Annotated in this window: 18 protein-coding genes; 11 read left to right on the top strand and 7 right to left on the bottom strand. The window is 58.3% G+C overall.

Features of this window, described 5'->3' with window-relative positions:
* Window positions 1-145 precede the first annotated feature (145 nt).
* Together OIL77_02380 and OIL77_02375 are read left to right on the top strand one after the other, a co-directional pair.
* The gene (locus tag OIL77_02380; GenBank protein HJI44270.1) at window positions 146-394 is read left to right on the top strand and encodes a hypothetical protein; all 249 of its coding nucleotides are present in this window, start codon (window positions 146-148) and stop codon (window positions 392-394) included.
* A 212-nt stretch (window positions 395-606) separates the two neighbouring features.
* Entirely contained in the window at window positions 607-1,137 is a 531-nt protein-coding gene (locus OIL77_02375; protein HJI44269.1) for a flavodoxin family protein, read from the top strand.
* Window positions 1,138-1,276: 139 nt separating this feature from the next.
* On the opposite strand, the gene OIL77_02370 is transcribed toward OIL77_02375, so the two are convergent.
* Both OIL77_02370 and OIL77_02365 read right to left on the bottom strand, forming a co-directional pair.
* Window positions 1,277-3,517 carry a topoisomerase IV gene (locus OIL77_02370; GenBank protein ID HJI44268.1) on the bottom strand — a complete coding sequence of 747 codons (2,241 nt, stop codon included), beginning with the start codon at window positions 3,515-3,517 and terminating at the stop codon, window positions 1,277-1,279.
* A gap of 45 nt (window positions 3,518-3,562) precedes the next feature.
* Window positions 3,563-5,560: a toprim domain-containing protein gene (locus tag OIL77_02365; GenBank protein HJI44267.1), complete on the bottom strand. Its 1,998-nt coding sequence runs from the start codon at window positions 5,558-5,560 to the stop codon at window positions 3,563-3,565.
* 468 nt (window positions 5,561-6,028) lie between these two features.
* Here OIL77_02365 and OIL77_02360 point away from each other — a divergent pair, with 468 nt between their 5' ends.
* Complete coding sequence (locus OIL77_02360) at window positions 6,029-7,042, top strand: DUF5067 domain-containing protein (GenBank protein ID HJI44266.1); 1,014 nt, start codon at window positions 6,029-6,031, stop codon at window positions 7,040-7,042.
* 109 nt (window positions 7,043-7,151) lie between these two features.
* Here the strand turns inward: OIL77_02360 and OIL77_02355 are convergent, their stop codons facing one another.
* Window positions 7,152-11,519 carry a hypothetical protein gene (locus tag OIL77_02355; GenBank protein HJI44265.1) on the bottom strand — a complete coding sequence of 1,456 codons (4,368 nt, stop codon included), beginning with the start codon at window positions 11,517-11,519 and terminating at the stop codon, window positions 7,152-7,154.
* 156 nt (window positions 11,520-11,675) lie between these two features.
* The gene (locus OIL77_02350) at window positions 11,676-12,680 is read right to left on the bottom strand and encodes a LuxR C-terminal-related transcriptional regulator (GenBank protein ID HJI44264.1); all 1,005 of its coding nucleotides are present in this window, start codon (window positions 12,678-12,680) and stop codon (window positions 11,676-11,678) included.
* Between the two features lie 656 nt (window positions 12,681-13,336).
* Here OIL77_02350 and OIL77_02345 point away from each other — a divergent pair.
* From OIL77_02345 to OIL77_02330, 4 genes are all read left to right on the top strand, one after another.
* Window positions 13,337-13,657 (top strand): PadR family transcriptional regulator, encoded by a 321-nt coding sequence (locus OIL77_02345; protein ID HJI44263.1) that lies wholly within the window; start codon window positions 13,337-13,339, stop codon window positions 13,655-13,657.
* Window positions 13,644-14,267 (top strand): DUF1700 domain-containing protein, encoded by a 624-nt coding sequence (locus OIL77_02340; protein HJI44262.1) that lies wholly within the window; start codon window positions 13,644-13,646, stop codon window positions 14,265-14,267. The genes OIL77_02345 and OIL77_02340 overlap by 14 nt, the downstream gene beginning before the upstream one ends.
* 15 nt (window positions 14,268-14,282) lie before the next feature.
* The gene (locus tag OIL77_02335) at window positions 14,283-14,537 is read left to right on the top strand and encodes a hypothetical protein (protein HJI44261.1); all 255 of its coding nucleotides are present in this window, start codon (window positions 14,283-14,285) and stop codon (window positions 14,535-14,537) included.
* Window positions 14,538-14,949: 412 nt separating this feature from the next.
* On the top strand, window positions 14,950-15,633 hold the full coding sequence (locus tag OIL77_02330) for a hypothetical protein (GenBank protein HJI44260.1): 684 nt from the start codon (window positions 14,950-14,952) through the stop codon (window positions 15,631-15,633).
* A 528-nt stretch (window positions 15,634-16,161) separates the two neighbouring features.
* Here the strand turns inward: OIL77_02330 and OIL77_02325 are convergent.
* From OIL77_02325 to OIL77_02315, 3 genes are all read right to left on the bottom strand, one after another.
* A complete protein-coding gene (locus OIL77_02325; GenBank protein HJI44259.1) occupies window positions 16,162-16,581 on the bottom strand; it encodes an arginase family protein in 420 nt (139 codons plus the stop codon).
* 78 nt (window positions 16,582-16,659) lie between these two features.
* Window positions 16,660-17,799 carry an ATP-binding protein gene (locus OIL77_02320; GenBank protein ID HJI44258.1) on the bottom strand — a complete coding sequence of 380 codons (1,140 nt, stop codon included), beginning with the start codon at window positions 17,797-17,799 and terminating at the stop codon, window positions 16,660-16,662.
* Window positions 17,796-18,488: a response regulator transcription factor gene (locus OIL77_02315; GenBank protein ID HJI44257.1), complete on the bottom strand. Its 693-nt coding sequence runs from the start codon at window positions 18,486-18,488 to the stop codon at window positions 17,796-17,798. The genes OIL77_02320 and OIL77_02315 overlap by 4 nt, the downstream gene beginning before the upstream one ends.
* A 424-nt stretch (window positions 18,489-18,912) precedes the next feature.
* Between OIL77_02315 and OIL77_02310 the strand changes: the two genes are divergently transcribed.
* From OIL77_02310 to OIL77_02295, 4 genes are all read left to right on the top strand, one after another.
* Complete coding sequence (locus OIL77_02310) at window positions 18,913-19,602, top strand: 4Fe-4S binding protein (protein HJI44256.1); 690 nt, start codon at window positions 18,913-18,915, stop codon at window positions 19,600-19,602.
* A 30-nt stretch (window positions 19,603-19,632) separates the two neighbouring features.
* Window positions 19,633-20,604: a TlpA family protein disulfide reductase gene (locus OIL77_02305; GenBank protein ID HJI44255.1), complete on the top strand. Its 972-nt coding sequence runs from the start codon at window positions 19,633-19,635 to the stop codon at window positions 20,602-20,604.
* Window positions 20,605-20,856: 252 nt separating this feature from the next.
* Window positions 20,857-24,111 carry an ABC transporter ATP-binding protein/permease gene (locus OIL77_02300; protein HJI44254.1) on the top strand — a complete coding sequence of 1,085 codons (3,255 nt, stop codon included), beginning with the start codon at window positions 20,857-20,859 and terminating at the stop codon, window positions 24,109-24,111.
* 175 nt (window positions 24,112-24,286) lie between these two features.
* Window positions 24,287-25,567: an MFS transporter gene (locus tag OIL77_02295; protein ID HJI44253.1), complete on the top strand. Its 1,281-nt coding sequence runs from the start codon at window positions 24,287-24,289 to the stop codon at window positions 25,565-25,567.
* Window positions 25,568-25,635: the final 68 nt, after the last annotated feature.

The raw sequence follows: 25,635 nt of genomic DNA, 5'->3' as shown, positions 1-25,635 counted from the left end.
TCGGCAGGGGCTGCCTTGCCTGCCTAAAGCTGGGGCGCTGCGTCATCCAAGACGATGCTGTGGAAATTGCCGCCAAGATGCACGACGCCGATGTTCTGGTGTCGCAACGCCCGTCTACTACAGCGTCTGCGGGCAGCTCAAGACCATGCTGGACCGCGCCAACCCGCTCTTCGGCTCCGATTATGCATTTACCGAGGTGTATCTATTGGCAGCGGCGGCGGAGGGCGGGCGCTCGACCTTCGAGGGAACGGAGAAAGCCGTACGAGGCTGGGTTGACTGTTTCCCCCGTCGCGCGCTCGCCGGAACGGTTTTCGCCGGCGGCGTGAGCGGCGTGGGCGAAATCGCCGGGCACCCTGCACTGGAGCAGGCGCGACGAATGGGCATGGAAATCTAGGCGGGCTGCTTGGCCGCGCAAATGCGGATTGGTTTTTTCGGATGTGATCACGTAAATTTGAATCAAGCCGGCGGAGGAGCAATCGGCCAATGAGATTGTGCCTGGAACGCTTGAACAAAATATTTGATTCGCAAGCGATTGAATAGCTCCATCTGTTTTGGTTAAAACAAGCTGCGTGCCGCGCGCCTGCGGTACGAAGGAGGGAGAAGGCTATGAATATCGTTGTACTGAGCGGCAGCCCTCGCAAAGGTGCCAATACCGACACCATGGTCGACGCATTTGCAGAGACTGCGCGTGAGAGCGGTCATACGGTGGAAGTCATTCGTGTTGCCAGCAAGAAGATCGGCGGCTGCCTGGGGTGCCAGTACTGCTTTGCCCATAAGGGTGAATGCGTGCAGAAGGACGGGATGGCCGGTGTGATCGAGTCGCTCAAAGAGGCCGACATGGTCGTTTTCGCCTCGCCCATCTACTGGTTTGACATCACCGCGCAGGAGAAGATCGCCATCGATCGCCTGTATGCCTTCGGTGCTACGGGATTTCCGTTTGCCAAGACGGCTCTGCTCCTCGACAGCCATAGCGATGGGGTCTATGACGCGGCGATTGCTATGTACAAGGCCACTTGCGCTTACTGCAAGTGGGACGACCAGGGCATCGTCACTATCAGCGGCATGACCGAGCGCGACAGCATGGCCTCGTCACCCAAGCTGGAAGAGGTGCGCGAGCTTGCTCGTAGGCTTGCCTAAGGGCAGGCGAGGGCCGGTTGCTGCTAACTTTAAACGCGGAAAAATGCCCGCGATGAGAAACGACGAGGCCCGGACGCAGTGCTACTGCGTTCCGGGCCTCGTCGTTTTGCGAGCTCATGACGGTTCGGTCGCCGTTGTTTTAGTCAAACAGGCTCGGCATGTCGTTTTCTTTCATGAGGGCGCCGGCAGAGGGGAGGCTCTGCGCGGTGAACTTTTCGGCCGAGACGCCGGTGCCGAGGATGTCCTCGGTCGTGCCGACCGTGGTGACCGAGCGGCCCTTCTTGGCCGTGAATGCCTGGACGCCCTGCGTGTTGGTGGTCGTCTTGGTCTTGAGCAACGACGTGTTGAAGTTCATCAGGCGGTAGTCGCTCGAGACCAGCGCAATGTCGCGGTCCTCTTTGAGCACCTGGGCATACAGCAACTTGCTGCCGCCGTAGATGGCGTTTTTGAGGCGCTTGCGGTTGGTCTTGGTGACGTATCCGGAAAGCGTGACGCGCACCACGCGGCCGTTTTCAAAGACAAACAGCGCGTCAGCCTTGTAGTCCTCGGGGTCGATAACCCAGATGACGCTCTCGTCGGGTTCCATCTCAAGATCGGTCGGCAGGTACGAGCCCAGCTGGGCCGACTTGGTGTCCTCAAACTGCGCGACCTTGCACTTGTACACCTGGCTCTTGTTGGTAAACACGAGCAGCTCGTGCGTGTTGGAGGATGGGAACTCGATAAAGGGCTTGTCGCCGTCCTTGTACTTGAGCGTGGCAGCCTTCTTGAGCACACGGTCCGTCATCTTCTTGAGGTAGCCGTCGCGCGAGAGCATGATGGTCACTGGGTACTCCTCGACCTCGGGCTCCAGGCTCACCTCGACAACCTCGTGGGGCTCGATCCTGCCCGTGCGGCGCGGCATCACGTACTTCTTGTTGACGGCGGCCAGCTCGTCGCTGATGACCTTCTTGATATTCTCCTCGCTCGAGAGGATTTCCTCGAGCTCGGCAATCTCGCCTTCGAGCTTGGCGATGTCCTTGGTGCGGTTGAGAATGTACTCCTCGTTGATGTTGCGGAGCTTGAGCTCGGCAACAAACTCGGCCTGGGTCTCATCGATGTCGAAACCCTTCATAAGGTTGGGTACGACCTCGGCCTCGAGCTTGGTGCCGCGGATGATGGCGATGGCCTTGTCGATGTCGAGCAGGATCGCCTCGAGGCCGTGCAGCAGGTGCAGGCGCTCGGACTTTTTACCCAGGTCAAAGTTAATGCGGCGACGCGTGGACTGAATGCGCCACGCAACCCACTCGTGCAGGATCTGGCGCACGCCCATGACGCGGGGATAGCCGTCGACCAGCACGTTGAAGTTGCAAGAGAACGAATCCTGCAGCGTGGTCGAGCGATAGAGCTTGGCCATGAGCTTGTCGGGGTCGACACCGCGCTTAAGGTCGATGGCGATGCGCAAGCCCGAGAGGTCGGTCTCGTCGCGGATATCAGCGATCTCCTTGACCTTGCCCTCTTTGGAGAGCTTGACGATGCGTTCGATGATGACATCGGTCTTGGTGGTGTAGGGGATCTCATAAACCTCGATGATGCGCTCTTCGGGAATCCAGCGCCAGCGGGAGCGGATCTGGAAGCTGCCAAGACCGGTCTCGATAATCTTTTCCATCTCCTCGCGGCGGTAGATAATTTCGCCGCCGGTTGAGAAGTCGGGCATGGGCATGTACTCGAGCAGATCGCAGTCGGGATCCTGCAGGTAATGCATTGTGGCGGTACAGACCTCGTTGAGGTTGAAACCGCAGATATCGGATGCCATGGCGACGCCGATGCCCTTGTTGGCCGAGACGAGGATATTGGGGAACGTGGTGGGCAGCAGGCGCGGCTCCTTCATGGCGCCGTCGTAGCTGTCGACGAAGTCGACCGGGTCCTTGTCGATGTCCTTGAAGATCTCGGCGCTGATGGGGGAGAGCTTGGCCTCGGTATAACGCGAGGCGGCGTAGCTCAGGTCGCCCGAATAGTATTTGCCAAAGTTGCCCTTCGACTCAACGAACGGCGCGAGCAGCGCCTCATTGCCGGTTGCCAGACGCACCATCGTCTCGTAGATCGCGGCGTCGCCGTGCGGGTTGAGCTTCATGGTCTGGCCCACGATGTTGGCGCTCTTCTGGCGCTCGCCCTTGAGCAGACCCATCTTGTACATGGTGTAGAGCAGTTTGCGATGCGAGGGCTTAAAGCCGTCAATCTCGGGGAATGCACGCGAGACGTTGACGCTCATGGCGTAAGGCATGTAGTTGACCTCGAGCGTCTGCGTAATCGGCTGGTCGGTGACCTCGGAGTGCAGGCCGATGACGTTCTCGGCGTTGACCTGCTTTTTCTTTGGCTGGTTCTTCGTCTTCTTCTTTGCCACGATTTCCTCTTGAACTTCTTATGGGCCGTCGTTATCGATTTGCTGCTATTGCAGGTCCAGCTGGTCCAGGTATTCCTTGCCGTGCTCGGAGATATGGCGCTTGCGGCCCGCCTCGTCGTTGCCCAGCAAAAGGTTGAACATGGTTTCCATCTTGGTGACGTCCTCGGGCTCCACCTTGATCAGGCGACGCGTCTCGGGGTTCATGGTGGTGAGCCACATCATGTCCGGGTCGTTCTCACCAAGACCCTTGGAGCGGTTGATGGAGCACTTCTGGTCGCCGATCTCCTTAAGAATGCCGTTCTTCTCGAGCTCGGTGTAGGCAAAGTAGGTCTTCTCTTTGCAGTTGATCTCGTAGAGTGGCGACTCGGCGATATAGACGTAGCCCTCGTCGATAAGCGTGGGCACCAGTCGATAGAGCATGGTGAGTACGAGCGTGCGGATGTGGTAACCGTCGACGTCGGCGTCCGTACAGATGATGACCTTGTTCCAGTTGAGGTTGTCTAGGTCGAAGGCACCAAGGTTCTTGATGCGCTTGTCTTTGATCTCCACGCCGCAGCCCAGCACGCGCATGAGGTCCATGATGATGTCGGACTTAAAGATGCGCGGGTAGTCCTCTTTCAGGCAGTTGAGGATCTTGCCTCGGACGGGCATAACACCTTGGAACTCGGCATCGCGCGAGGTGCGGATGGCGCCTGCTGCCGAGTCGCCCTCTACGATGTAGATCTCGCGACGGTCCTTGTCCTTGGAGCGGCAGTCGATGAACTTCTGCACGCGGTTGGCCATGTCGGTCTTCTGCTGCAGGTTGGTCTTGATGCTCTGACGCGTTTTCTCGGCGTTCTCGCGCGAGCGCTTGTTGATGAGCACCTGCTCCAGAATCTTGTTGGCGGCGTCTTTGTTCTCGATTAGGTAGGTCGAGAGCCGCTCCTTAAAGAAGGCCGTCATAGCCTGCTGGATAAAGCGGTTGTTGATGGCCTTCTTAGTCTGGTTTTCATAGGACGTCTGGGTGGAGAAGCAGTTGGTCACCAGCACCAGACAGTCCTGGACGTCCTGCCACTTAATGCCGCTCTCGTTTTTGTTGTACTTGCCCTGTTGCTTAATGTAAGCATCGATGGCACTGGTCAGAGCACTGCGGGCGGCCTTCTCGGGCGAGCCGCCATTCTCGAGCCACGATGAGTTGTGGTAGTACTCCTGCATCATGAAGGTGCGCGAGAAGCACATGCACGCGGTGATCTTTACATTGTAGTCGGGCAGGTCCTCGCGATCGCGACCGCGACGGTCGGCCTCGATAAAGAAGGGCTCGGTGAGGTAGTCGGTACCGACCTTCTCGAGCACGTAGTCTTCGATGCCCTTGGGATAGCAAAAGTCCTCTTCGGAAAACTCGCCATCGTCGCCCTCAATGCGCAGGCGGAAGGTCACGTTGGCGTTGACCACGGCCTGGCGGCGCATGGTCTCGCGATACCAATCGTGGGGGATGCTGATGGAGGTAAAGACCTCAAGATCGGGGCGCCATTTGATGGTGGTGCCGGTACGGTCCTCGTCGCTGGGCTCAATCTCGAGTGCCTTCTTTTTGGCGCCAACGACCTTGCCCTTTTTAAAGTGCAGGGAGTACTTGTTGCCGTCGCGCCAAACCGTGACGTCCATGTATTCGGAGGCGTACTGGGTCGCGCACGAGCCCAGGCCGTTGGTACCGAGCGAGAAGTCGTAGTCGCCGCCCTGGTTGTTGTTGTATTTGCCACCTGCGTAGAGCTCGCAAAAGACGAGCTCCCAGTTAAAGCGCTTCTCGGAGGGGTTCCAGTCGAGCGGGCAGCCGCGGCCGTTGTCCTCTACCTGAATGGAACCATCGCGAAAGGCGGTAAGGGTGATGAGCTTGCCGTAGCCCTGGCGCGCCTCGTCAACGGCGTTGGACAGGATCTCGAAGGCGGCATGCGCGCAGCCGTCGAGTCCGTCCGAGCCAAAGATGACGGCGGGGCGCAGGCGTACGCGCTCCTCGTCCTTGAGCTGGCGGATACTGTCGTTACCATAGTTTGCGGTGTTTTTTGCCATACTCGCTCTCTCGGTGCTCCTTTGCTGCGTTTAAGTCATATAGATAGTCAAGGTAGCATAGCCCAGCCCACAGACGATTCCAACCAACACGAAATCCATCGAACAATCGTTCGGAATTTGGTGGAACAGCGTTTACTCGGACAAATCCGAGTCGGTTCTGTCCGAGTAAGTTTGAAAGCGGTCGAATGCGTCCTGCTGCGTTTGCGGTTGGACGCGTTTGTCAAAAACGCGCCATGCGGATTGTTGGATTGAATCGAACATTGGGACATGCGTCTCGTTTTGTGGGCCGAGGGTATGCGAACTGGGGCCCTTTTGGTCTGAAAGGGGGTCTAACGGGGCGTTATTTGGGCCACGGGTCACTTCGCCGGCGCCGTGTTTCGTCATACGCTCATTGTGGAAGCCGATGCCACGGGGCGACGAAAGCCTCGGGCAACGGATGAGCTGCAAGCGAAAGGAGCGGTGAGGATGATGAAGCCCATGACGAAGAAGCTGCTGTTAGGAATTCCCACCGTGGCGCTTTCGGCTGTGTTGGCGTGTACGCTTGCTGGCTGCGGCGGTAATGCGCCGAGTGGCTCGGGCGGGAGCGCACCTGTGCAGGAGAAGTCCAAGAAGGCCAAGGCCTATGATTCGCAGACGGTCGAGGTAGCAGGCATTACCTATGAGTCTGTGGCTCACGGTACGTTCTATCGCGGCGATGCCAAGCTGCAGGACGGCTTTTACCTGCACATCAAGATCACCAACAACAACACAAAGAACAGGACGTTCAGTTCCTTTAACGTGCATGCTGCCCAGGGCGATCTTGAGGCAGGCGACCCGTTGTTTACTTCCGGCAAGGCGGCCGTGCTCGACTACGTTGCAAGCGAGGCTCCCGATGAGCTGCACGAGGGCATCGACCTTTCCGAGAGGCCAGATATCGGCCCGGGCGAGACCGTTGAGTACGTGTATTTCTGGGCGCCCAAGACGGCGTACTACGGGCCCATCACTGTCGAGTTCGTAGACGCTTATGCCCCCGCCAAGAATCATGAGGCCATGCACTTTGACACCACGGGATGTGAGACCAAGGAGTTCAAGGCGGCCGGCGGTGTGGCCGATTCTGGTGACGCGGCCAATATGACCGGCATCGATTGCGCATCGTACAGTATCGAGGCCGCCGATGGGTACACGCTGGATTCGTCCAACGAAGAGCGCGAAAAGGCAGACTTCTTCCACGACGAGACTGGAGGACGCCTGAACATCAGCATCTTCCCGCGCTCGCCGGAGGAAGAGGTTGCAAGCCTAGAGCAGATCTACGAAGGCAAGGAGACAACAACCGACCAGGTCGAGTACAACGGCATAACGTGGCTGCGCTTTACCGGTCCCGACAACGGCCATACACTGTTTGCGACGGCTCCCGCAACGGGTGAAACCGTCCGCGTGTCGATCGGCTGGAAGATCGACTGGGATGTTGCCGTGCCCATGATGGAGGCGCTGAAGCTCAAGTAACGCCGCGAGTCTCACGTCAGGCGACTCAGGGCTGGCTCCGAGTTATCAGGGCCAGCCCTTTTGGTGTTCGATGAGCCGAGTCGGCGTCTCTCGCAAAGGTAACTGGGAGCTAGCGAGGCTCATCCGAATTGCCCTCATTGGCGGTATCTTTTTCGAGCGCCGTGCGGCGGGCGCTGTAGGCGACAAGGCCGGCACCAGCTGCGGCGAGTGCTGCTGCGGCTGCCGTAAGGGGAGCGTTGACATCGCCCGTGCCCGCAAGCGCGCCCGCTTTTCCGGAGCGCTTGTTAGTGCCGTGGTCCTTGCCACTGCTGGAGCTGCTTCCGCCGGAGCCGCCGCCCTTGTCAGTACCGCCGCCACTCGTGCCGCCATCGCCGTCGACCGTCATCGGGGCGTCGTGAAGTTCTGTCGTATCCGCGCTGTCGCATACGCCGACCTGAACTTCTGAGCGTTCGCATGCCGCGTCGGGCACATGAAGCTCGTGCAGTACGGCACCCAGCGCCGAGTTTGCGCCCGGTCGAATTTCCTCGAGCGTTACGGGATCGAGCGCCACCAGCTTACGCGCCTTCGCATATAGCGTTACGCGTTTGCCCACCTCGTCGCTCCAACTCTCGGGGATGGCGAAGCTCATGCGGAACTGTGCCGTGCAACCCGGTGCCAGCACGGCGTTGCCACTGTCGGCTACCAGCGGGTGCGTTGCAAAATGTGCGCCCAGCGTCTCGAGCGTGTACTTCACGTGTGTCATGTCGTTGGCCGAAGCGTCCTCGGCAAGCTCTGGATCGTAGATCGATGCCATGCGTGCGTTCACTCCGAACCCGATGGATGCGCTGGAGAACGGCTGACTGGAGCCCTCTCGGTACAGATCGATCGTGCCGGCGGTCAGCAAGGTGTTGCCGTCGTTTCGCACCGTGACCATGAAGGATTCGCCTGCTGCTCCGGGCACCACCGCGCCCGAGGTAGCGACTGCGCCCGTCGGAGTGGCACACGCCACCAAGGGCACTTCGATGCCGTGTAGTTCTGCCTCGCTCTTCTCCGCGCTCACAATGTGCGTGGCGAGCGCGGAGAGCATGCTCCCCGACGTCAAAAATGTCGTTATCTGATCGACGGGATGGTCCAGCTCGCACATCACGAACGGCTCCGTGAACAGATCGCCTGCCAAGGTGCTGGCGAAGATGCGGAAGTGCTTGCCCATCACTGCTACCGGGTTGCCTTCTTCGTCGTAGGTTTGTCCCACCTTGCCATCGGTGTTCTCTACATAGAGCACGCACCTGCCGTTGTTGCTTACGCTGAACGATGCCGGGCCGCAGCCTGCGGCACCCACGGGCTGCGTTGCAAATACCGATGCGCCTCGCGTCCAAGTAATATGCTGCAGTTGCTCGTTGACGGTAGCCAAAAAGCCCGTGTGCTGCGGCCACGGCACCGCGTGGGGTACTGTGGCATCTGGCGACATAACGCCCCAGCCCGCAATGGACTGGCCGATCACGGCGTACGATGCACAGCCACAACCGCCTGCGGTCTCGTATGCAACGGGCACCACCATTTTGCCGTTGATATTCTCGGGCGCGCCGAGCTCGATGCTCGACGGTGCCTGCGGAAAGCGGAGAACTTGGCGGAACGTCAGGCTGTCGCCCGAAACGTCCGACCACAGGGTAAAGCACTCCAGCGCAACCTCGGCCTCGCTGCCGAGCGCCTTTTCTGCGGTGGTTCCGCGGCGGTGGAGGTAGGCGCCCGACAGGCGCCCGTTGACAAGTGTCTTGCCCACCGTGATGCGTGGGCACTGCAGGCAATGGTAGCCATCCTCCTGAAGGCGGCCGCGCGAGATGCTGCGCCACGACGTGTGCGATACCACGCGAACTCCGTCGTTGCTTATGCGCAGGCGCACAACGGACAGTATGCCGGCTGTGCTTGCCATATCGAAAAGGGTGTCGTCGCCGGCGGGGCGCTCGCCCGAGACCAGCAGCACGTAGGCGTCCTGGTTTCCTCTTCCGTCCGTATATTCCACCACGTCGAAGTCGTAATCGAATATGCCGTCGCGCTCCACGTCGTCCTCGCCAAACTCAAGGGGGAAGTCCACGGGCGTGGGAACGGACCACGTGCCGTTTGCCTTTGTGTGCACCACCAGGCGCGAGCGGCCATTGTCGCCGTAGCGCACCGAGGAGATACGGAACAGGCATTCTACGCCGGCAATCATTGCCAGCTTCATGTGAGCTTCGCTGAGCACGCCAGCAAATAGCACGTTGTCGCTCGAGGGTTTTATGCCGCCACGCTCGTCCTCCGACACGCCGGCAGAATTGGCGTTCGGGTCCGCAACGGCGTTCGTTGACTGACCGATGTAGGTGTACTCATACATCGGCGCGGCGTTTTCGTCGTTCTCTACCAGTGCATGGACGAAATGCTCGATCTGTCCCGTGTCGTCGCTTTCTGCATCCGCCTCGAGCTCAATGCGCGTGACCGCTTGATCCCAATCGCGCACGACTGGCACGGCGTTTACGGCAGTGGCCTTAACCTCGGCGCGTGCGAGCAGCTCGGCGTTGGTGACGATGGTGGCCGATGCGATAAATTGCGGCACGCCACCTGCCTCGGCGTTGCCGGGCGTGCCGAAGCAGGCATCCAGCGTATAAGGCGTATCTCCACCCAATGCCAGCTCGGAGCGCTGGAGCACATACTGGTCGCCATTGTTCACCGACATATTCCACGAATCGATGAGTGTGGGCCACGACCCCGACCAAGCCTTGGTGGTCCACTTGAACATTACGAACTGGAGTATCACATCGACATCGACGTCTGCACCTACGCGCAGTCGCGGAAGCTGGTGTCCATCTGCCTTCTCATACCCAATGAACAGCGTGAGGGATGCGGCGCCGCGCACGGCAGACGAGGCGACGCCTGCAACGCCGGCGCCAAAGGTGACGGCAAGCCCGATCTGGATGGTGAACGAGCCCGACGTGTTGGAATAGTCGAGCGAAATGTTCTTGAAAAACGCCGCGCCGCTGCCGTGCGTGTGGGCACCCACGGCGAGCGCCAGCTTCGCCAGCACCCAGGGATTGACGTTTAGGAAAAACGGCACCGGTCCTAGGGTAAACTGCTCGGTCCAATTGAGGTCGGTTCTTACTTGGAAGAGGGCCTTAATATTGCCGTATGCGGGGTCGTTGTTGTTACCCCAGGTTTTGCCCACCCAATCGTAGGCGAGCGAGCCGTACAGCTGTGTGGCGATATCCATCGTGAACAGCGGCGTGCAATGGTGGCGAAGGAGCTTGGTGTTTCTTGGATCGGTGCCCGAACCGGCACTCATACTCTTGTACTGATTCCACTTCCCCTCCATCTCGTCGAGGTAGCGGTTTGCCTGCTTGGCGCCCGACTCGCGCGGCGACTTCTTCCAGTACTCCGGATCCGGATTGCCCGAATCGTTCATATAGCTGGCTGGTTTGTATCCTCCGCCAAACAGCACGTATCCAGCAAACGAGAAATCGAAGAGGATCGGAAATGTGGGCATCCAGCACGTGAACTTATTGCCGCCGATGCCGGGAAACGATGCGGGGAAATCAAACGGAGTGATCTCTTGGTCCATGGTAGTGGGGACGATAGTGGTCGAGCCCGATTCTGCCTTTGCGGCCGGCGCAGTGACAACGGCCATGGGGGAGGAGAGTGTGTAGGTCTTGCTCTGGTAGTCGAGGACAAAGCGCAACTTGCATCCTTCTTCCAGAAGGCCCGACGCTGCATCGAGGAACTTGTCTTCGAGTGTGAACGTCGCCAGATTATCCGCGCCCGATGCGCTGGCCTTGATCTGGCCGATCTGCGTGACGGTTTCGGGTGAGCTGCCCGCGGCAGACGTCACTTTGTTGATGCGCAGCGTTGCCTGTCCGCCCTGTGGCAGATGTGCCTGAACGGTAAAGGCGTGCGTATCGGGCTGCTCGTTTGCCGTGTCGTCCTTCGGCAATGCCATGAACGTGGCTTCAGCGTACTGGATGTCCCATTCGTCGAATGTGAGCTGTCGAAAGTACGGCTCGCCGTCGGAAAGCGGACACGTGGGCGCGGTTATGGCGGTGCCGCCCTGGATACGCGCAAGGGGAATCTCGACATCGCGGTAGCCCGCCATGCTAATGGAGATGCCGCCGTTAAAGTCGTACGCGTCAAGGAGCGTTGCCTCGTCTACGTAGCCTTCCGAAAGCGAGGCAATCTCAAAGATGGCGGTGCCTTCGTCATCGGTCGTGGCGGCGAGCTGCTTGCCTGCGGCGTAGCGCGATGTGAGCGTGACCTGCGCTCCCTTGATGGGCATATTCTTGTTGGCGACGTCGACCACCACCACGCCGAACATGGTGCGCGAGAGCACCAGGACCTTGAAGGGGTCTTCTTCGTCGGCATAGGCCGCGGTAGGCGTGAACGGCAGCAGGAAGGCATTTTCGCTTCCCGGCACGCGAGGCAACATAATGCTCGCCAGCGAGGACGCTCCGGCAACAAGTAACGAACGGCGATCAAGCATCTTTGGCTCCCATCCCGCAAATATCGGTGGAAATACTCTAATTTTGCGAGAAGTAACCCTGCGACGGTAGTGCCGTTCGAGGACCAAAATGTCCAATTTGAGCGAGCGAAGCGCCGGGGCTCCGGAGCGCGCACGCCGCACTAGGCAGTCCGGTCGCTAGCGCAACATATGCGCGACCAACTCGGCGCGAGTTCCGATACCGAGCTTTGCATACACGCCGGACAGGCGGTTTTTAACGGTGCCCGGCGAAACTTCCATGTGGCGTGCGATTTCGGCGTTGGTCCATCCGCGGCAGGCGAGCATGGCCATGGTGAACTCCGTGGTCGTTAGATCGTCGGCCACGTCCTCGCCCGAATCGGGGTTGTGGATGCGCCGCCAGCCGTAGCTGAATCGATACGTAATCTCGATGATGCGTGCGAAGTCGTCAGGGTATTGCGTTTTTAGACACGCCTCGATAAGCCCCTGCAAAAGGCCGTGGTGCTCGCCGATAAGTTCGACAAGGCCGTCGGGGCGCGCAACGTTCCAAGCAGCTCCGAAGTGCGTTTTTGCGGCGTCGATGTCCTTGAGGCTCATGCATGCCATGGAAGCTGCCAGGTGCAGGAACAGCTCCGAGATGGGATAGCTTCCCTGTTTCATAATCAGGGCGTTTTCCGCCATGCCCAGGCTGCGGCCGTAATCGCCGCGCAGGTACAAGGCGTGCGCCATCACGTAGCTGGCGAATAGGCGCAGGCCTTCGGGCAGATGCGCCGCAAGTGGATAAAACTCTTCAGCAGAATACGGGGAAGGCAAGTGCAGCAGGACACTCGCGGCCGAGGCGAACAGGATATGCGTGGCGTGGACGGCGGGCGATTCCTCGTCAGTTGGCGTATCGAGGATGCCAGCAAGGCACCGGCGGGCGTCGGCGATACGGTTGAGCGACAGACTGGCATATCCGCAGATAAGGCATGCGGAATAGCGCAGTGCGGGATCGGTGGCGTCAAGATAGGGGCGCGCCGTCTTGGCAGCGAGCGTGGCCTGTCCGCGAAAGTACAGCGCTTCTGCCGTGGCGATGGTGCGTGAATCGGGGTCGGAAATGCCTGCAACCGCAGCGTCAATCTGCCCCGGCACAAAGGCGGTGCACATCAACGGCATGGGAATGCGCGGGTAGCCATCGCAGTCCATCTTCCATCTCCCAACAGCTGGCAACAATTGCAGCAATTGTACTCCTGTTGCTCGGGACTGGAATTTGTGGGTATCGCCTACGATTATGCCGAACGTATAAAGGAAGAGTCTATTGGCGATGCTTCCAAGGTGGCTACCGAAGCCTATCTGACCTTGGGATATAGAAAAACTGCCACCCCTGCAAAAAGCTCTGCCGCAGCGATGGGAAACGCATCTTCTGGGCATTCCGGCGTCTCCAGCCAGCGCTGGACTGCTGCTGTCGCCTGCGCGTTGGCGAGCGGGGCGTGGGGACCGTCCGGCGACCAGCGGTGACGGGCGAGCCCTGCCGCGTACGTGGGACTCCATCGGCGTAGACCCATGACCCCCATGGCATCGGAGAAGTTCACCATGGCGTCCAGGACTTTACCGTCCGGCACGTCCAGCCTAGCGGCTCTCTTGAACCCAAGGTTGAAAGGGGGCGTTGTACAAGGCGAATGGGGCCGAGTGGAAGTGGATCAAAAGAGCGTTACTTGACGTTTCATGCATAATGCCAACCGCCCGCGACATCACGTTCGCAGCGCGCAGGGGCCGGAGAATCTTCGCGATGAGAGTTGACGTCTAATACCTTGCATCGTATAGTGTGTATAGCATAGTATATGACGAGAGGAGGTGTGCGGATGGAGGCACAGATGAAGCGCGGCTTCCTGGAGGCCTGCGTGCTCGCGGCCGTCTCCGGCGAGGAGTCCTACGGCTACCAGATCGTGAAGGACGTACCGGCGAGCATGGGGCTCACGGAGTCGACGCTCTACCCGCTGCTCAAGCGCCTGGAGAAAGCCGGGTGCATCACGGCGCGCTCCGCCGAGCACAACGGGCGGCTGCGCCGGTACTACCGCATCACGGACGACGGGCGAGCACGCATCGAGGAGTTCCTGGCCGAGTGGCCGTCCGTACGGGAGATTTACGCATACGTTGAGGGGGCGCACCATGACGCGCGATGAGTTTCTGGGCCGGTTGGGCGAGCTGCTCGCCTGCCTGCCGGCCGAGCAGGTGGAGGAGACCAAGGCGTTCTATGCGGAGGCCATCGCTGACCGCATGGAGGACGGTATGAGCGAGGAGGAGGCCGTGGCCGCCATGGGCACACCCGGCGAGGTGGCGGAGGCCACGCTCGACGACCTGCCCGCCGTGCCGCGCGCGATCGCGAGGACGCGCCGGCGCAGCACCACGCTGCTGTGGGTGCTGACCATCGTGGGCTCCCCGGTGTGGGTGCCGCTGCTCGCCGCCTTCGCCGCCGTGGCCGTCACGGTCTATATCTGCATCTGGCTGCTGGCACTCTGCGTGTGGATCGTCGCGGCGGCACTCGGGGGCGTGGGCGTAGTTGAGCTCCTGCTTGCCGTAAGCGGCGTCACCATCGGCCACTTCCCGTACGCCCTCGCCTCGGCGGGCGTGGGGCTCGGCCTCGTCGGCGTGGCGCTCTTCGTTGGTGCTGGCGCTTGGGCCGCCTCAAAACAAATTGCGCGCCTTTCGGCGCTCTGGGCGAGGAAGGCCGCCTCGCCCTTCTGGAAGGGCAAGGGCGAGAAGGGCGGCGCTGCCGCGCATCTCGCGGCGTAGAAAGGAGTGAGTACCATGACCAGCGCGAAGAAGATCTACCTCGCCGTGGCGGGCGGGCTCGTTGCCGCGGGTGTTGTCCTCGCGGGCATTGGCTTTATCGCTTCGGGCTTCGACCCGGCCGTGTTCACAACCCAAATCGACACGCGCGACAGCACCATCGTGCTCGGCGGCGTCGAGGTGGACGACCCGATGGGCCTCCCCCTCATCGAGCAGCTCGCCAATCTGGGCGAGATCGACACCTCCGGCGTCGCGGATCCCGCCGCGCCCTAGGCGCAGCGAGCCCGGGCGCTCTGCCCGCCAAGCTGCGTAAGCCGGCGAAACCCGAACCTCAACCTCTACGCAACTGGCCCCAAGCCTGCGCCGATTCGCTCTCGGCGCCGCGCGGGGGCCCGTGACGCATGCCCAAAAGGTATGAGGAGAAAGGAACGCGATGACGACAACCACGCCCTTCCGCCTTCATGGGGCCACGCAGGACCGGAAACGACTGGGCCGTGCGGTGGGGCTGTGCTTGGATTGGCTACACTGATATGGACAGTTCCGTGAGGGGCGCGAGAGACGGGACTCTGGGGAGATCTTCGAGGAGGAGTGTCTCGACTGGAAGCGCGGGTTCAGTGGAGCAGGAACCTAATCTCTGTCTCTCCTGCTTTTTTGATTTGTTGAGAAGCCGGCATTTGGGGGCATTTTGGATAGCGAACAGTTCAAACAAGAAGCTGAGAAAATAGAACAAAGCCTGAGTGCCTTGAGAGTCGCCGAGCGCAATGCAGTGATTCCCTTCATGAACGGCGACTTTACCCAATGGGATCTATATCTGGCATCCTCCTCTGAGTATGCGATGAGACTGATAGACGGATTCATCTCCATGCTCGAGTCGAGGAATCTTGTTTGCGTCGCCCAGCTTCTCCGCGCACAGGTTGGAGTCTGCCTGCGGACATTCGCATTATTCGCCGCCGAAGACCAGGATGACTTTCTCAAGCAGGCGTTTCAAGGTGTGCCTGTGAACAAGCTGAAAGATTTCTCGGGTGAGAAGATGTCCGATGGAAGACTTCAAGACTTACTCGAGAAGTTCGATCCAAAGGTAAAAGATGTATACAAGGTGACGTCTGGATTCGTCCACTTCTCCATTGATGTTCTGCCGAGCATGGGTGTGCCTGGGGAGGGCTATGAGGTCGAGTTTAATTTTGGAGCCGAGCCCAACGAGAGAAACAATGCGCCTCTCGTGGAATGCGGCAAGGCGTTCTGCCACTATGTCGACCTGCATCTCCAGATGCTCCATAAGGTGATTGCTTCGGATGAATGGTATGCCGATCGATTCCGTATCGATTCCGATGGTCCTGCAGACGAGGCCTCGAAAAGCGAGAAGGTGTAGGTCGAACGCATTGACGCTGCCTTGACAGCATCCCGATATAATAACGAATGGGAGGTTCCCTGCGAAATGTGCGCCTCTGTATATTCTCGCTAGGACGCCCTCGACCGATAAGGCATCGTTGAGTTCAATTTGAGTTCAGCTCGGGTGCCTGAAATCGCCCAACTCTGATAAAAGGGGAGACGACGGTACACCACGTAGACGAGAGGCTATGGAAGTGCACGATTTGATTATATTGGCGCGCTAAACCGCCCCGCTGCCCAACTTGAACTCCGCTCACGCGTGTATGGGGCTGCGAGAGGTAACGGCCTGCGGCCTCCTTTGTGTGCTCGATGATATCTTCGAGCATGCCGGGCATGGCGGAGACATTCGCTGCAATCCAGCCGTGTTCAAGCGCCGTTTCGGATAGGAGCGAGAGGGGGCTGTCTTGCCCGTTTCCCTTGCACCCGTAAAGATGGTTGACAGTTTGGGATCTCCCGGGTCTCTAGCTTTTACCGTGCTAGATGCCTCATGGAAACTGTTGGACTTTAATCAGACAGACCCAGCATGTCGTTTTCCTCCATGAGGACATCGGCTAAAACCGCAACACCTATGCTTGTTTAAGCAAACTTCCTGATAGTCGTGGAGCTGCTGTAGCCCGACATGCAGGACATCGCTCGGCTTAAACACCGGATGCCGCATCCGCGAAACGAGTTGCGGTGCACCCTGTTCCAAAAGGTTGCCAAGTACCATGGCGTGAGCGTTGGGGTAGCCATCATTCAGCGTGGATACATCCGGATGCGCATAGATCCAGACGATTCCAACGTTCTCGTATTTCCCGTGCAGGTAATCGAAGAGGGCAAGCGACGCCATACAGTTGCCGCCGACGGTCACGACTCTGTCGGGGTTTTCTGCCGTAAGCTTCCTCTGCGCATCCTGAATTCCCGCCAGGACTTCGTCCTCGGCACAGATGCGAACTGCCTCCCATTTCTCATGTCCAAGTTTTGGGACGCGTTTCGCAATGCCGAGTGGGACCCCTGGACAGTCGGATCACGTGGTGGCCCCCTTTGAGAGGGTCACGAGCATGGTAGTCCCGTTCTCGGAACTTGCTTCGACCTCTACCGTGCCGCCGTGTAGGGCTGCAATCTCCCAAACAAGCGCTAGTCCGAGTCCTGCGCCGCCATATGCCCTGCTGCGGGATTTATCCAGGCGAAAGAACGGTTGGAAGATGCTCTCACGGTACTGCTTGGGTATTCCCGGGCCCTGGTCTTCGACTCGCAGGAACACGTGGCTGTCGTTGTCGCAGATGGAGACGTTGACAGTCGAGCTGGGGTGGCTGTAACGGATGGCATTTTCGACCAGGTTAAACACCAGCCGATAGAGGAGCGTGTCGCTCCCGATTACTAAAGCGTCTCCAGCACAATTGAGGGCTATGCCCTTATTTTCGGCAAGTGGCGCAAGATCGGTGAGGACCTCTTCGGACAGGGGGCCGAGTTCAACAGCGTCCCCGCAAGGGACACTGCGGAGCTCACTCATCTCGAGCAATACCTTGGTCATTCGAGTCATGCGCTCAGTTTGTTCTTGTAGCAGGCCGAGCAGCTCGGCTGTTTCGGGTTGCAAACCGGAGTGCTCGGAGATGAATAGTTCAATCTGTGCTTGCATAAGGGCGAGCGGGGTGCGCAGCTCGTGTGCGGCGTTGCCGGTAAACTGACGCTGTGCAGAGAACCCTTCGCCAAGACGGGAGATCATGTCGTTGAAAGAGGCGCTGCATCGTTGTAGCTCGGTGGGCACATCTTCACTGAGTCTGATTTCGCTTAGGTTGTCAGGCTGCACACGCTCAACCTGGGCTGCAAAAGCCCGTAGCGGTTTGAGCGCACGACCGCTCACAAAGTATGCCAGCGCGCCGCCAAGGAGTGTGACTCCAGCCGTGATGTACCAGGCTGTCGTGCCAAAAGACTCCTGTGCGTCGTTTACGACGATTGTGACCTTGTCATCGAGGGCCGTTTTCGTTGGGTCGAACACCTGGGGCGAATCCGCGCCGGCAGCGTTAAAGGCCGAGATGTCACTGCCGATGGCATCCATATAGCGCATGCCCGTATAGCCGACCAGGCAGTTCGTCAGCACGCACGCCGCACACGTCAGCAGCGCCGTCATGATCGTTATGCGCCATTGCAGCGAAAGCCTTTTCATTCGCTATCCTCCATAACGTAGCCCTCTCCAATCCGATTGCGAATCGGGTCGTATCCCAAAGCGCTGCGCATCTTTTTTCGGAGCGACGAGATGTGAACGCGGATTGCGTTGCTAAAGCTGTTCACGGTGCTATCCCAAACGTGCTCGATAAGCTCCTCTTGGCTTACCGGACGCCCCTGATTAAGCATCAGGTATTCCAAGATTCCCGTTTCCTTGCGCGTAAGAGATAAAGCCTCGCTGTCCACGGAGGCGATGCGCGCCTTGGCGTCAAAGCGGAGCTTTCCGCAGGTTAAAACTATGTCGCTTTGTGTAAAGCGTCTGAGGGTAAGGCTGCGGATCCTTGCCGCAAGTTCGTCCAGATGAAACGGCTTGGTGAGGTAATCGTTGGCGCCGGCATCGAGTCCGGCGACTTTATCGGATACTTCGCCACGCGCGGACAGAATCAGTACCTTGGTCTCGCAGTCGGTTTTCCTAAGTTCCCTGAGCACGGTCATGCCGTCGATACGGGGAAGGTTGAGGTCGAGTACCACGAGGTCAAAGACTTCGACGCCCAGCAGGTCGAGCGCCTCCTGCCCGTCGTGGCAGCAGTCGACGCTGTACGCCAAGTTTCGCAAGCTGCGTGCGATTGCATCGCACAGCGCCCGCTCATCCTCGACGATCAAAATACGCATAACAGTTTCCTTGCACATTCCAAATCGCGCTTAACACGGATTTTATAGTCGATATGGTCCAATGGTCGCGTAACGAAAGGAGTGGTTGGGTTGTTCAAAGCGGTAAAACCCGTGGTACAGGTCGCTTTGTTGATCGTCGGAATTGCCATGGTGTGCTTTGGTGTTATGCGTGGCGAGGCGGATGCCGTGCTGGCCAAAGCGATTAGGCTGTGCTTGGAGTGTATCGGAATTGGATAAAAGAGAAAACACTGCGTCGCATGTTTTGGCCCGATTTCGCGGATTCATTCAGGCGGCGGCGACGCTGGTCACCAATATTCACCTGCCAAACTTTGCCAAAGGCGGCATCTATCAGGGCGCGGGAAAAACAGTCTGCGTACCTGGACTTAATTGCTATTCGTGCCCCGCGGCATCGGGTGCGTGCCCCATCGGGTCGTTCCAGTCGGTGGTAGGTTCATCCAAGTTCAACTTTTCTTACTATGTTACCGGTACGCTCATTTTGCTCGGCGTGCTGCTGGGGCGCTTTGTATGCGGCTTTCTGTGCCCGTTTGGCTGGCTGCAGGAGCTGCTGCACAAGATTCCCGGCAAAAAGCTTTCGACAAAAAGGCTCAAGGCGCTTACGTATATCAAATACGTTGTGCTACTGTTTGCTGTGGTATTGCTGCCTGTGCTGGTGGTCAACGATGTGGGGATGGGCGATCCGTTCTTTTGCAAATACGTCTGTCCGCAGGGCGTGCTCGAGGGTGCCATTCCGCTGGCCATTGCCAACGCCGGCATTCGATCTGCGCTGGGGCAGCTCTTTACCTGGAAACTCGTCGTTCTCATTGCCGTGGTAGTGCTGAGCGTTTTGTTCTACCGCCCCTTCTGCAAATGGATTTGTCCGCTCGGCGCATTCTATGCGCTCATGAATAAGGTGTCCCTGCTGGGGATTCGGGTCGATGCGTGCAAATGCGTCTCGTGCGGCAAGTGTTCAAAGGTTTGTCAGATGGACGTTGATGTGGTCCGCGCACCCAATCATGCCGAATGTATCCGGTGCGGAAAGTGCATTGGGGCCTGTCCCGTCGATGCCATCAGCTATCGCTATGGCCTGGATGTGTCGGCAGAAAAGCTCTCCCCGACCGCCGATGAAAAGTAAAACAAGCTTCGACAAAACGGAGGAATGACCATGAAGCTTTCTAAGATTGCGGCCCTGTTTATGGTGCCGGTGCTGGCCTTGTGTCTTGTGGCGTGTTCGGCGCCCGGTGGCAACGCGAGCGAATCTACGGGCTCCGATTCTAAGATCGCGGAGCTCATTGCGCAAGAGCCGGCCAATGCCGACGAGGCCGCCGAGCTGTATACGAAGCTCATGCAGAAGGAGAACGATATCCTTTCGAGCGATAATGCGCTGTGGGAAAAGGTATTCAATGCAGCAAATAAAGAGTCGACAATGATTGAGGACGGCAGCAATTACGGCGATTTCCTGCTCAAGACTATCGACGGCGCCAAGGACGAGTTTACGGCAGATGAGTTTAAGACACTCAAGGCCGGCGCGCAGCAGATCAAGGAGATCGAGGACAAGCTCGAGAGCCTGGAAAAGAAGTTTCCCGGCTGTGGAAGCACGCCGAACGCAGGCGAGAGCGTTGACGCTTCGGCCGCTGGCATGACGGCTGGCGCCGATGCTTCGAGCGAGGCGACGAAGTTCCCCAGCTTTACGGGCAAGGACTTGGACGGCAACGACGTGAACAGCGACGAGCTGTTCTCTAAGAACAAGGTCACCGTCATGAACTTCTGGTTCACCACTTGCAAACCGTGCGTGGGCGAGCTGGGCGATCTTGAGAGCCTGAATAAGGAGCTTGCTGAGAAGGGCGGCCAGGTCGTGGGCGTCAATTCCTTTACGCTCGATGGCAACAAGGGCGAGATTGCAGATGCCAAGGACGTGCTGAGCAAGAAGGGCGTGACATATAAGAACATCTGGTTCAAGTCGGATAGCGAGGCCGGTAAGTTTACGTCAAATTTGTTCTCGTTCCCGACAACGTATGTCATCGATCAGAATGGCAACATCGTAGGGGAGCCCATCGTGGGAGCCATCAGCTCCGCCGAGCAGCGCGCAGCGCTCGACAAGCTTATCGACCAGGCGATTGCGAATAGCGAGCAGTAGAAAACGCGTAAAGCACAGCGAGGATCGTGCGCCGCTGTACGAAGTAGCCCGCTCCCTTTCAAGATAATCTCCACCATAAAGAGGTCCCGCTCGGGACCTCTTTTTTAGGCGCCGTCCCGTTCGTTTTTTGGTGCGGTTCCCTACATTCTTCACTGGTGCCGGCAAAAAATGGGGATAGAGTAGGACAAACGCGTCGAATACGAACGGCGGGTGAGAGCGGGCAGAGTGCCTGTGCAGGAGAGGTCGCCGTCCATGTTGGAGCTCAAAGGTATTTGCAAAAGGTACGTTACCCAGTCGTTTACGCAGGTGGCGCTCGACAGCGTAAGCCTGTCTTTTCGCGATAACGAGTTCGTGGCCATTCTGGGCCCCTCGGGCTCGGGCAAAACTACGATGCTCAACGTTATCGGTGGGCTCGATCATTTCGATTCCGGCGACCTGTTAATCGACGGCATTTCGACCAAGGACTTTCGCGATCGCGATTGGGATGCTTATCGCAACAACCGCATCGGCTTTGTGTTCCAGAGCTATAACCTCATTCCGCATCAGACCATCTTGGAAAACGTTGAGCTGGCGCTTACGCTCACGGGTGTGGGCCATGCCGAGCGCCGCCAGCGTGCACGTGAGGCGTTGGAGAAAGTCGGCCTGGGCGAGCACGTTAACAAGCGCCCGAGCCAGCTATCGGGCGGACAGATGCAACGCGTGGCCATCGCCCGCGCCCTGATCAATGATCCCGAGATCGTGCTGGCAGACGAGCCGACCGGCGCCTTGGATTCCGCAACGTCCGTGCAGGTCATGGACTTGCTCAAGGACGTGGCGCGCGACCGTCTGGTTATTATGGTCACGCATAATCCTGAGTTGGCGTACCAGTACGCCACGCGCATCGTCAACCTGGCGGACGGCAAGATTACCGACGATTCCGACCCCTTTGATGTAGCAAAGGCCGCGCGTCGCGAGGCCAAGCCTACGCGCAAAACCTCGATGAGCTTTGTGACGGCGCTGGGGCTTTCTGCCCGAAACCTCATGACCAAAAAGGGCCGCACGGCCATGACGGCCTTTGCGGGCTCGATTGGCATTATCGGTATCGCGGCGATTCTGGCGCTGTCCAACGGCGTAAACGGCTACATCAAAAAGGTCGAGGAGGATACGCTCTCGAGCTACCCGCTCACCATTTCCAAGCAGGATTACGACCTGTCGTCCATGATGGGTGGACAGGGGGCCACGGATGATGACTCGCCTGAAAACGTGGATTTGTCCGACGACAGTGCCGGCGGCAAGGCTAAGGGAACCGATAAGATTCCCGTGGTCACGGCCGTAAAGAATATGTTTGCGAGCGTTAAGTCCAATGACATGACGAGCTTTAAGGCATGGCTCGATGCCGGTGGCGATGGCATCGATAAAGAAGTCAACGCCATCCAGTACGGCTATGGCGTGACGCCGGTTGTCTATCGTGCGGGTAAGGGCGACGAGAAGCCCGTCCGGCTGGTGCCCAACGCCATGACCGAGGCCATGAGCGGAGGCGCGAGCTCGGCGGCAACGGTGAGCATGGAATCCATGGGAACCTCGGTCTTTAACGAGATGATCGACGACCAGAGCCTGCTCGACAGCCAGTACGATGTCGTCGCCGGTCATTGGCCCACGTCTGCTAACGAAGCCGTAATGGTGCTTTCGAGCCGTGGCACGGTGGGCGATTACACGCTCTACAGCATCGGTGCGCTGGATATTGATGAGCTCAATGACCTGGTTAACAGCGCCATGGCGGCCGACGGTGGGGTCGAAACGCCCGAGACCGGCACCGACTTTACCTACGACGATGCGCTGTCCACGACGTTTAAGGTGCTGTCGCCGGCCGATGCGTATCGCAAAAACGAAGAGACCGGCATGTGGACTGACATGTCTGGCGACGCCGACTTTATGGCCGCCAAGGTTGCCAACGGTATTGACGTGCACATTGTGGGCGTGGTGCGACCCAACGAGACGGCCAACGCGAGCGCGTTGTCCCCGGGCATTGCCTATACGCATGCGCTGACTCGCCAGCTTATGGAGCGCGCCGCCGATTCGCAGATTGTGCAGGAGCAACTCGCCCACCCCGAGACGGATGTCTTTACGGGCAAGTCTTTCGATGAGCTGCAAGGCGAGGCCAAACAAGGCGTGGACCTGGGCAGCATGTTCAGTGTGGACGAGGCGGCGCTCAAGAGTGCGTTCTCGTTCGATACGTCTGCACTCTCGGGTGCGGCCGGCGGTATGGACCTTTCTGGTATCGACTTATCCGGGCTGGACATTGACCTTTCGGGCGTTGGTAAGGACATCGACTTCAGCGACATCATGGCCAAAGCGCCAGCCCCAGATTTCTCGGGCATCTTTGACGGTCTGGAACTCACGCCCGAGCAAATGCAGCAGGTGGGAACGCTGGCCAACCAGCTGTTTGAGGGCTTTTTTCAGTCTGATCAGTTTAAGGCGCTGACACCCGATGATCTTAAGGACGCGTCAAAGCTTGCCGCCGCGTTCTCGGCGTATCTTGAGAGTGATACGGCAGCCCAGCAAATCCTGGCCCAGCTCAAAGCGCTCGGCGGCGATGCCCTGGCCGAGCGCCTGCAGCAGGCGATGACCGACTATGTGCAAAAGCAGCTGGCTCCGTATCTGCAGCAGGCTATGGATCAGGTGATGAAGGCAATCAGCGAGCAGATAGCGTCGACGGTATCGTTCCAGCTTAAGGCGGGCGCGGCAGGGCTCATGGACCAGATAGCGACGCAGATGTCTTCGAGTTTTGCCAACCTGGCGAGCGCTATGCGTGTGGATGCGAGCGCCTTTGCTCGTGCCATCCATTCCAACATGGACGCCGAGGACCTGAGCTCGCTCATGATGAGCTATGCGAAGGCGTCGAAGCTCACCTACGACAACAATCTGACCACGTTGGGTTATGCGGACGAGGCAGATCCCATCTCGGTCAAGATTTTCCCGCGCGACTTTGAGGCCAAGGAGCGCGTACTCGATCACATCGATGCGTACAACAAGCAGGTCAAAGCCGCTGGCCATGATGATCGGGCAATTTCGTACACCGACTACATGGGCATCATCATGGGTTCGGTGACCGACATCGTGAACACCATCAGCTTGGTGCTCATCGCATTCGTGAGCATCAGCTTGGTGGTGAGCTCCATCATGATCGGCATCATCACGTATATCAGCGTGCTGGAGCGTAAAAAGGAGATTGGCATCCTGCGCGCGATTGGCGCGTCGAAGCGCAACGTGGCAAACGTGTTCAACGCCGAGACCTTTATCGAAGGCCTCATCTCCGGCGTCTTTGCCATTGTCGTCGTGGTGGCCGTGAGCTTTCCGGTTAATGCCTGGGCGCTTGCTGCCAAACAGGTGCCCAATCTGATGAGCTTGCCCGTGCAGGATGCGCTGGTGCTCATTGCAATTTCGGTGCTGCTGACGGTCGTCGCCGGTCTGCTGCCGGCTCGCAGCGCATCCAAAAAGGATCCTGTGGAAGCCCTACGCTCCGAATGATGTGACAAAGGGACAGCCCCTTTGTCACATTGAGACCCTTGCGAAAACGGGGTCTAATTACCGTTCGGCAGGTTAAGAACTCCCTCTCCCCGCTTAATGCTTGACGAAGAGTCCTCTGGTTTATATACCTATCGGTAGGCATATAGGATGTATTGCCGATAGAAATGGAGCAACCATGACTCTCACCACACCAGCCAAAAAAGATTGTCTCCGTGAAAGCGGCGCATTTGCTTGGGTCGTCGTTATTGCGCTCGGCTTAATGTCCGCCGGAACAACTGGCACATATAGCATTATTGCCGGCTCATTCGTTGCTCCAGTATGTGAAGATCTGGGCTTTGACTACACTTCTTTTTCTTTCTATTTCACCGCGATTCTTCTTGGCCTTGCGCTTGGGCTTCCGCTTTTGAGTCGCTTCATTCCAAAAGTAATCGGCAAACCATGGCATATTTGCATTGAACTCGTCCTTATTGCCGCCGGCGCCGCAATGGCGTTCTACACCGAGGTCTGGATGTTCACCGTCTCCGCCGCAGCGATCGGCATCTGCTTTTCGTTTACAACGGGCGTCTGCATGTCCGATGTCATTGACCAATGGTTCAGCAAATCGTCCGGTCTCGCCATCGGCCTCGCTTGGGGCGTTAATTCTCTCTGCACGCTGTTATTGAGTCCTGTCATTACACTGGTCATCGAGCAGCAAGGCTGGCGTACGGGATACATCGTGCTTGCGGCCGTTTCTGCAGCTATGATTTTGCCTGCAAGCGCATTTATCATTCGCCTTAACCCCTCTGATCGCAATATGCTTCCGTACGGAGAGACCGCCTCCGAAACCCATGAGAGCTGCAGCGCCGATGAGCAGGAAGATGTCCTTTCGGGCATGGCACTCCGCGATGCCGCGAAAACGCCGTCTTTTATTCTCTGTGTCCTCTTGCTTTGCGTGGCGCAGCTCACCTGCTGCATGAACCAGCTGTTTCCAACCTATGCAAGCGAGGTCGGTTTCAATCCTATCGTAGGAAGCTTAATGGTCTCGGCAGCTTCACTCTCCGATATCTTCCTAAATCCCTTCGTGGGCAAAACATGCGACAAGCTTGGCGCTATTAAAGCAACGGTCGCATGGACAGGTGTCAGCATTCTTTCATTCCTGCTTCTTATCATTGGCGGAAGCAATGAGACCGTTTCCATCATTGCAGCTGGTGTAAACGATGTCATGTTCGCCATCGTTGGAACCGCAATGCCGATGCTTCTCCTCTCGCTCTTTGGATCACGCGATTTTGGAAGGATCTATTCGATCGTTTGCTCAGCGGGCTATGTCGTCGGTGCTTTTGGAATGCCGGTCATGATGAAGGTTTACGGCATGGCAGGGTCATTCCAGGGAGTATTTATCTTCTGCATTGCCTGCAACCTTATGATTGCTGCGTTTGCTATCGTTTCCGGCTTTCTCAATAAGGCTGCTGAAAAGTAATAAGCGCCGATTTGCATCGGCATAGATTGCCATGCAACAGGGGTCGACTCCAAGCCAGACTGGAGTCG

The organism is Coriobacteriaceae bacterium (assembly GCA_025993015.1).
GTDB lineage: Bacteria > Actinomycetota > Coriobacteriia > Coriobacteriales > Coriobacteriaceae > Collinsella.
Note: the sequence above shows the minus strand (reverse complement) of the source record. Positions and strands in the feature narration are given on the sequence as shown.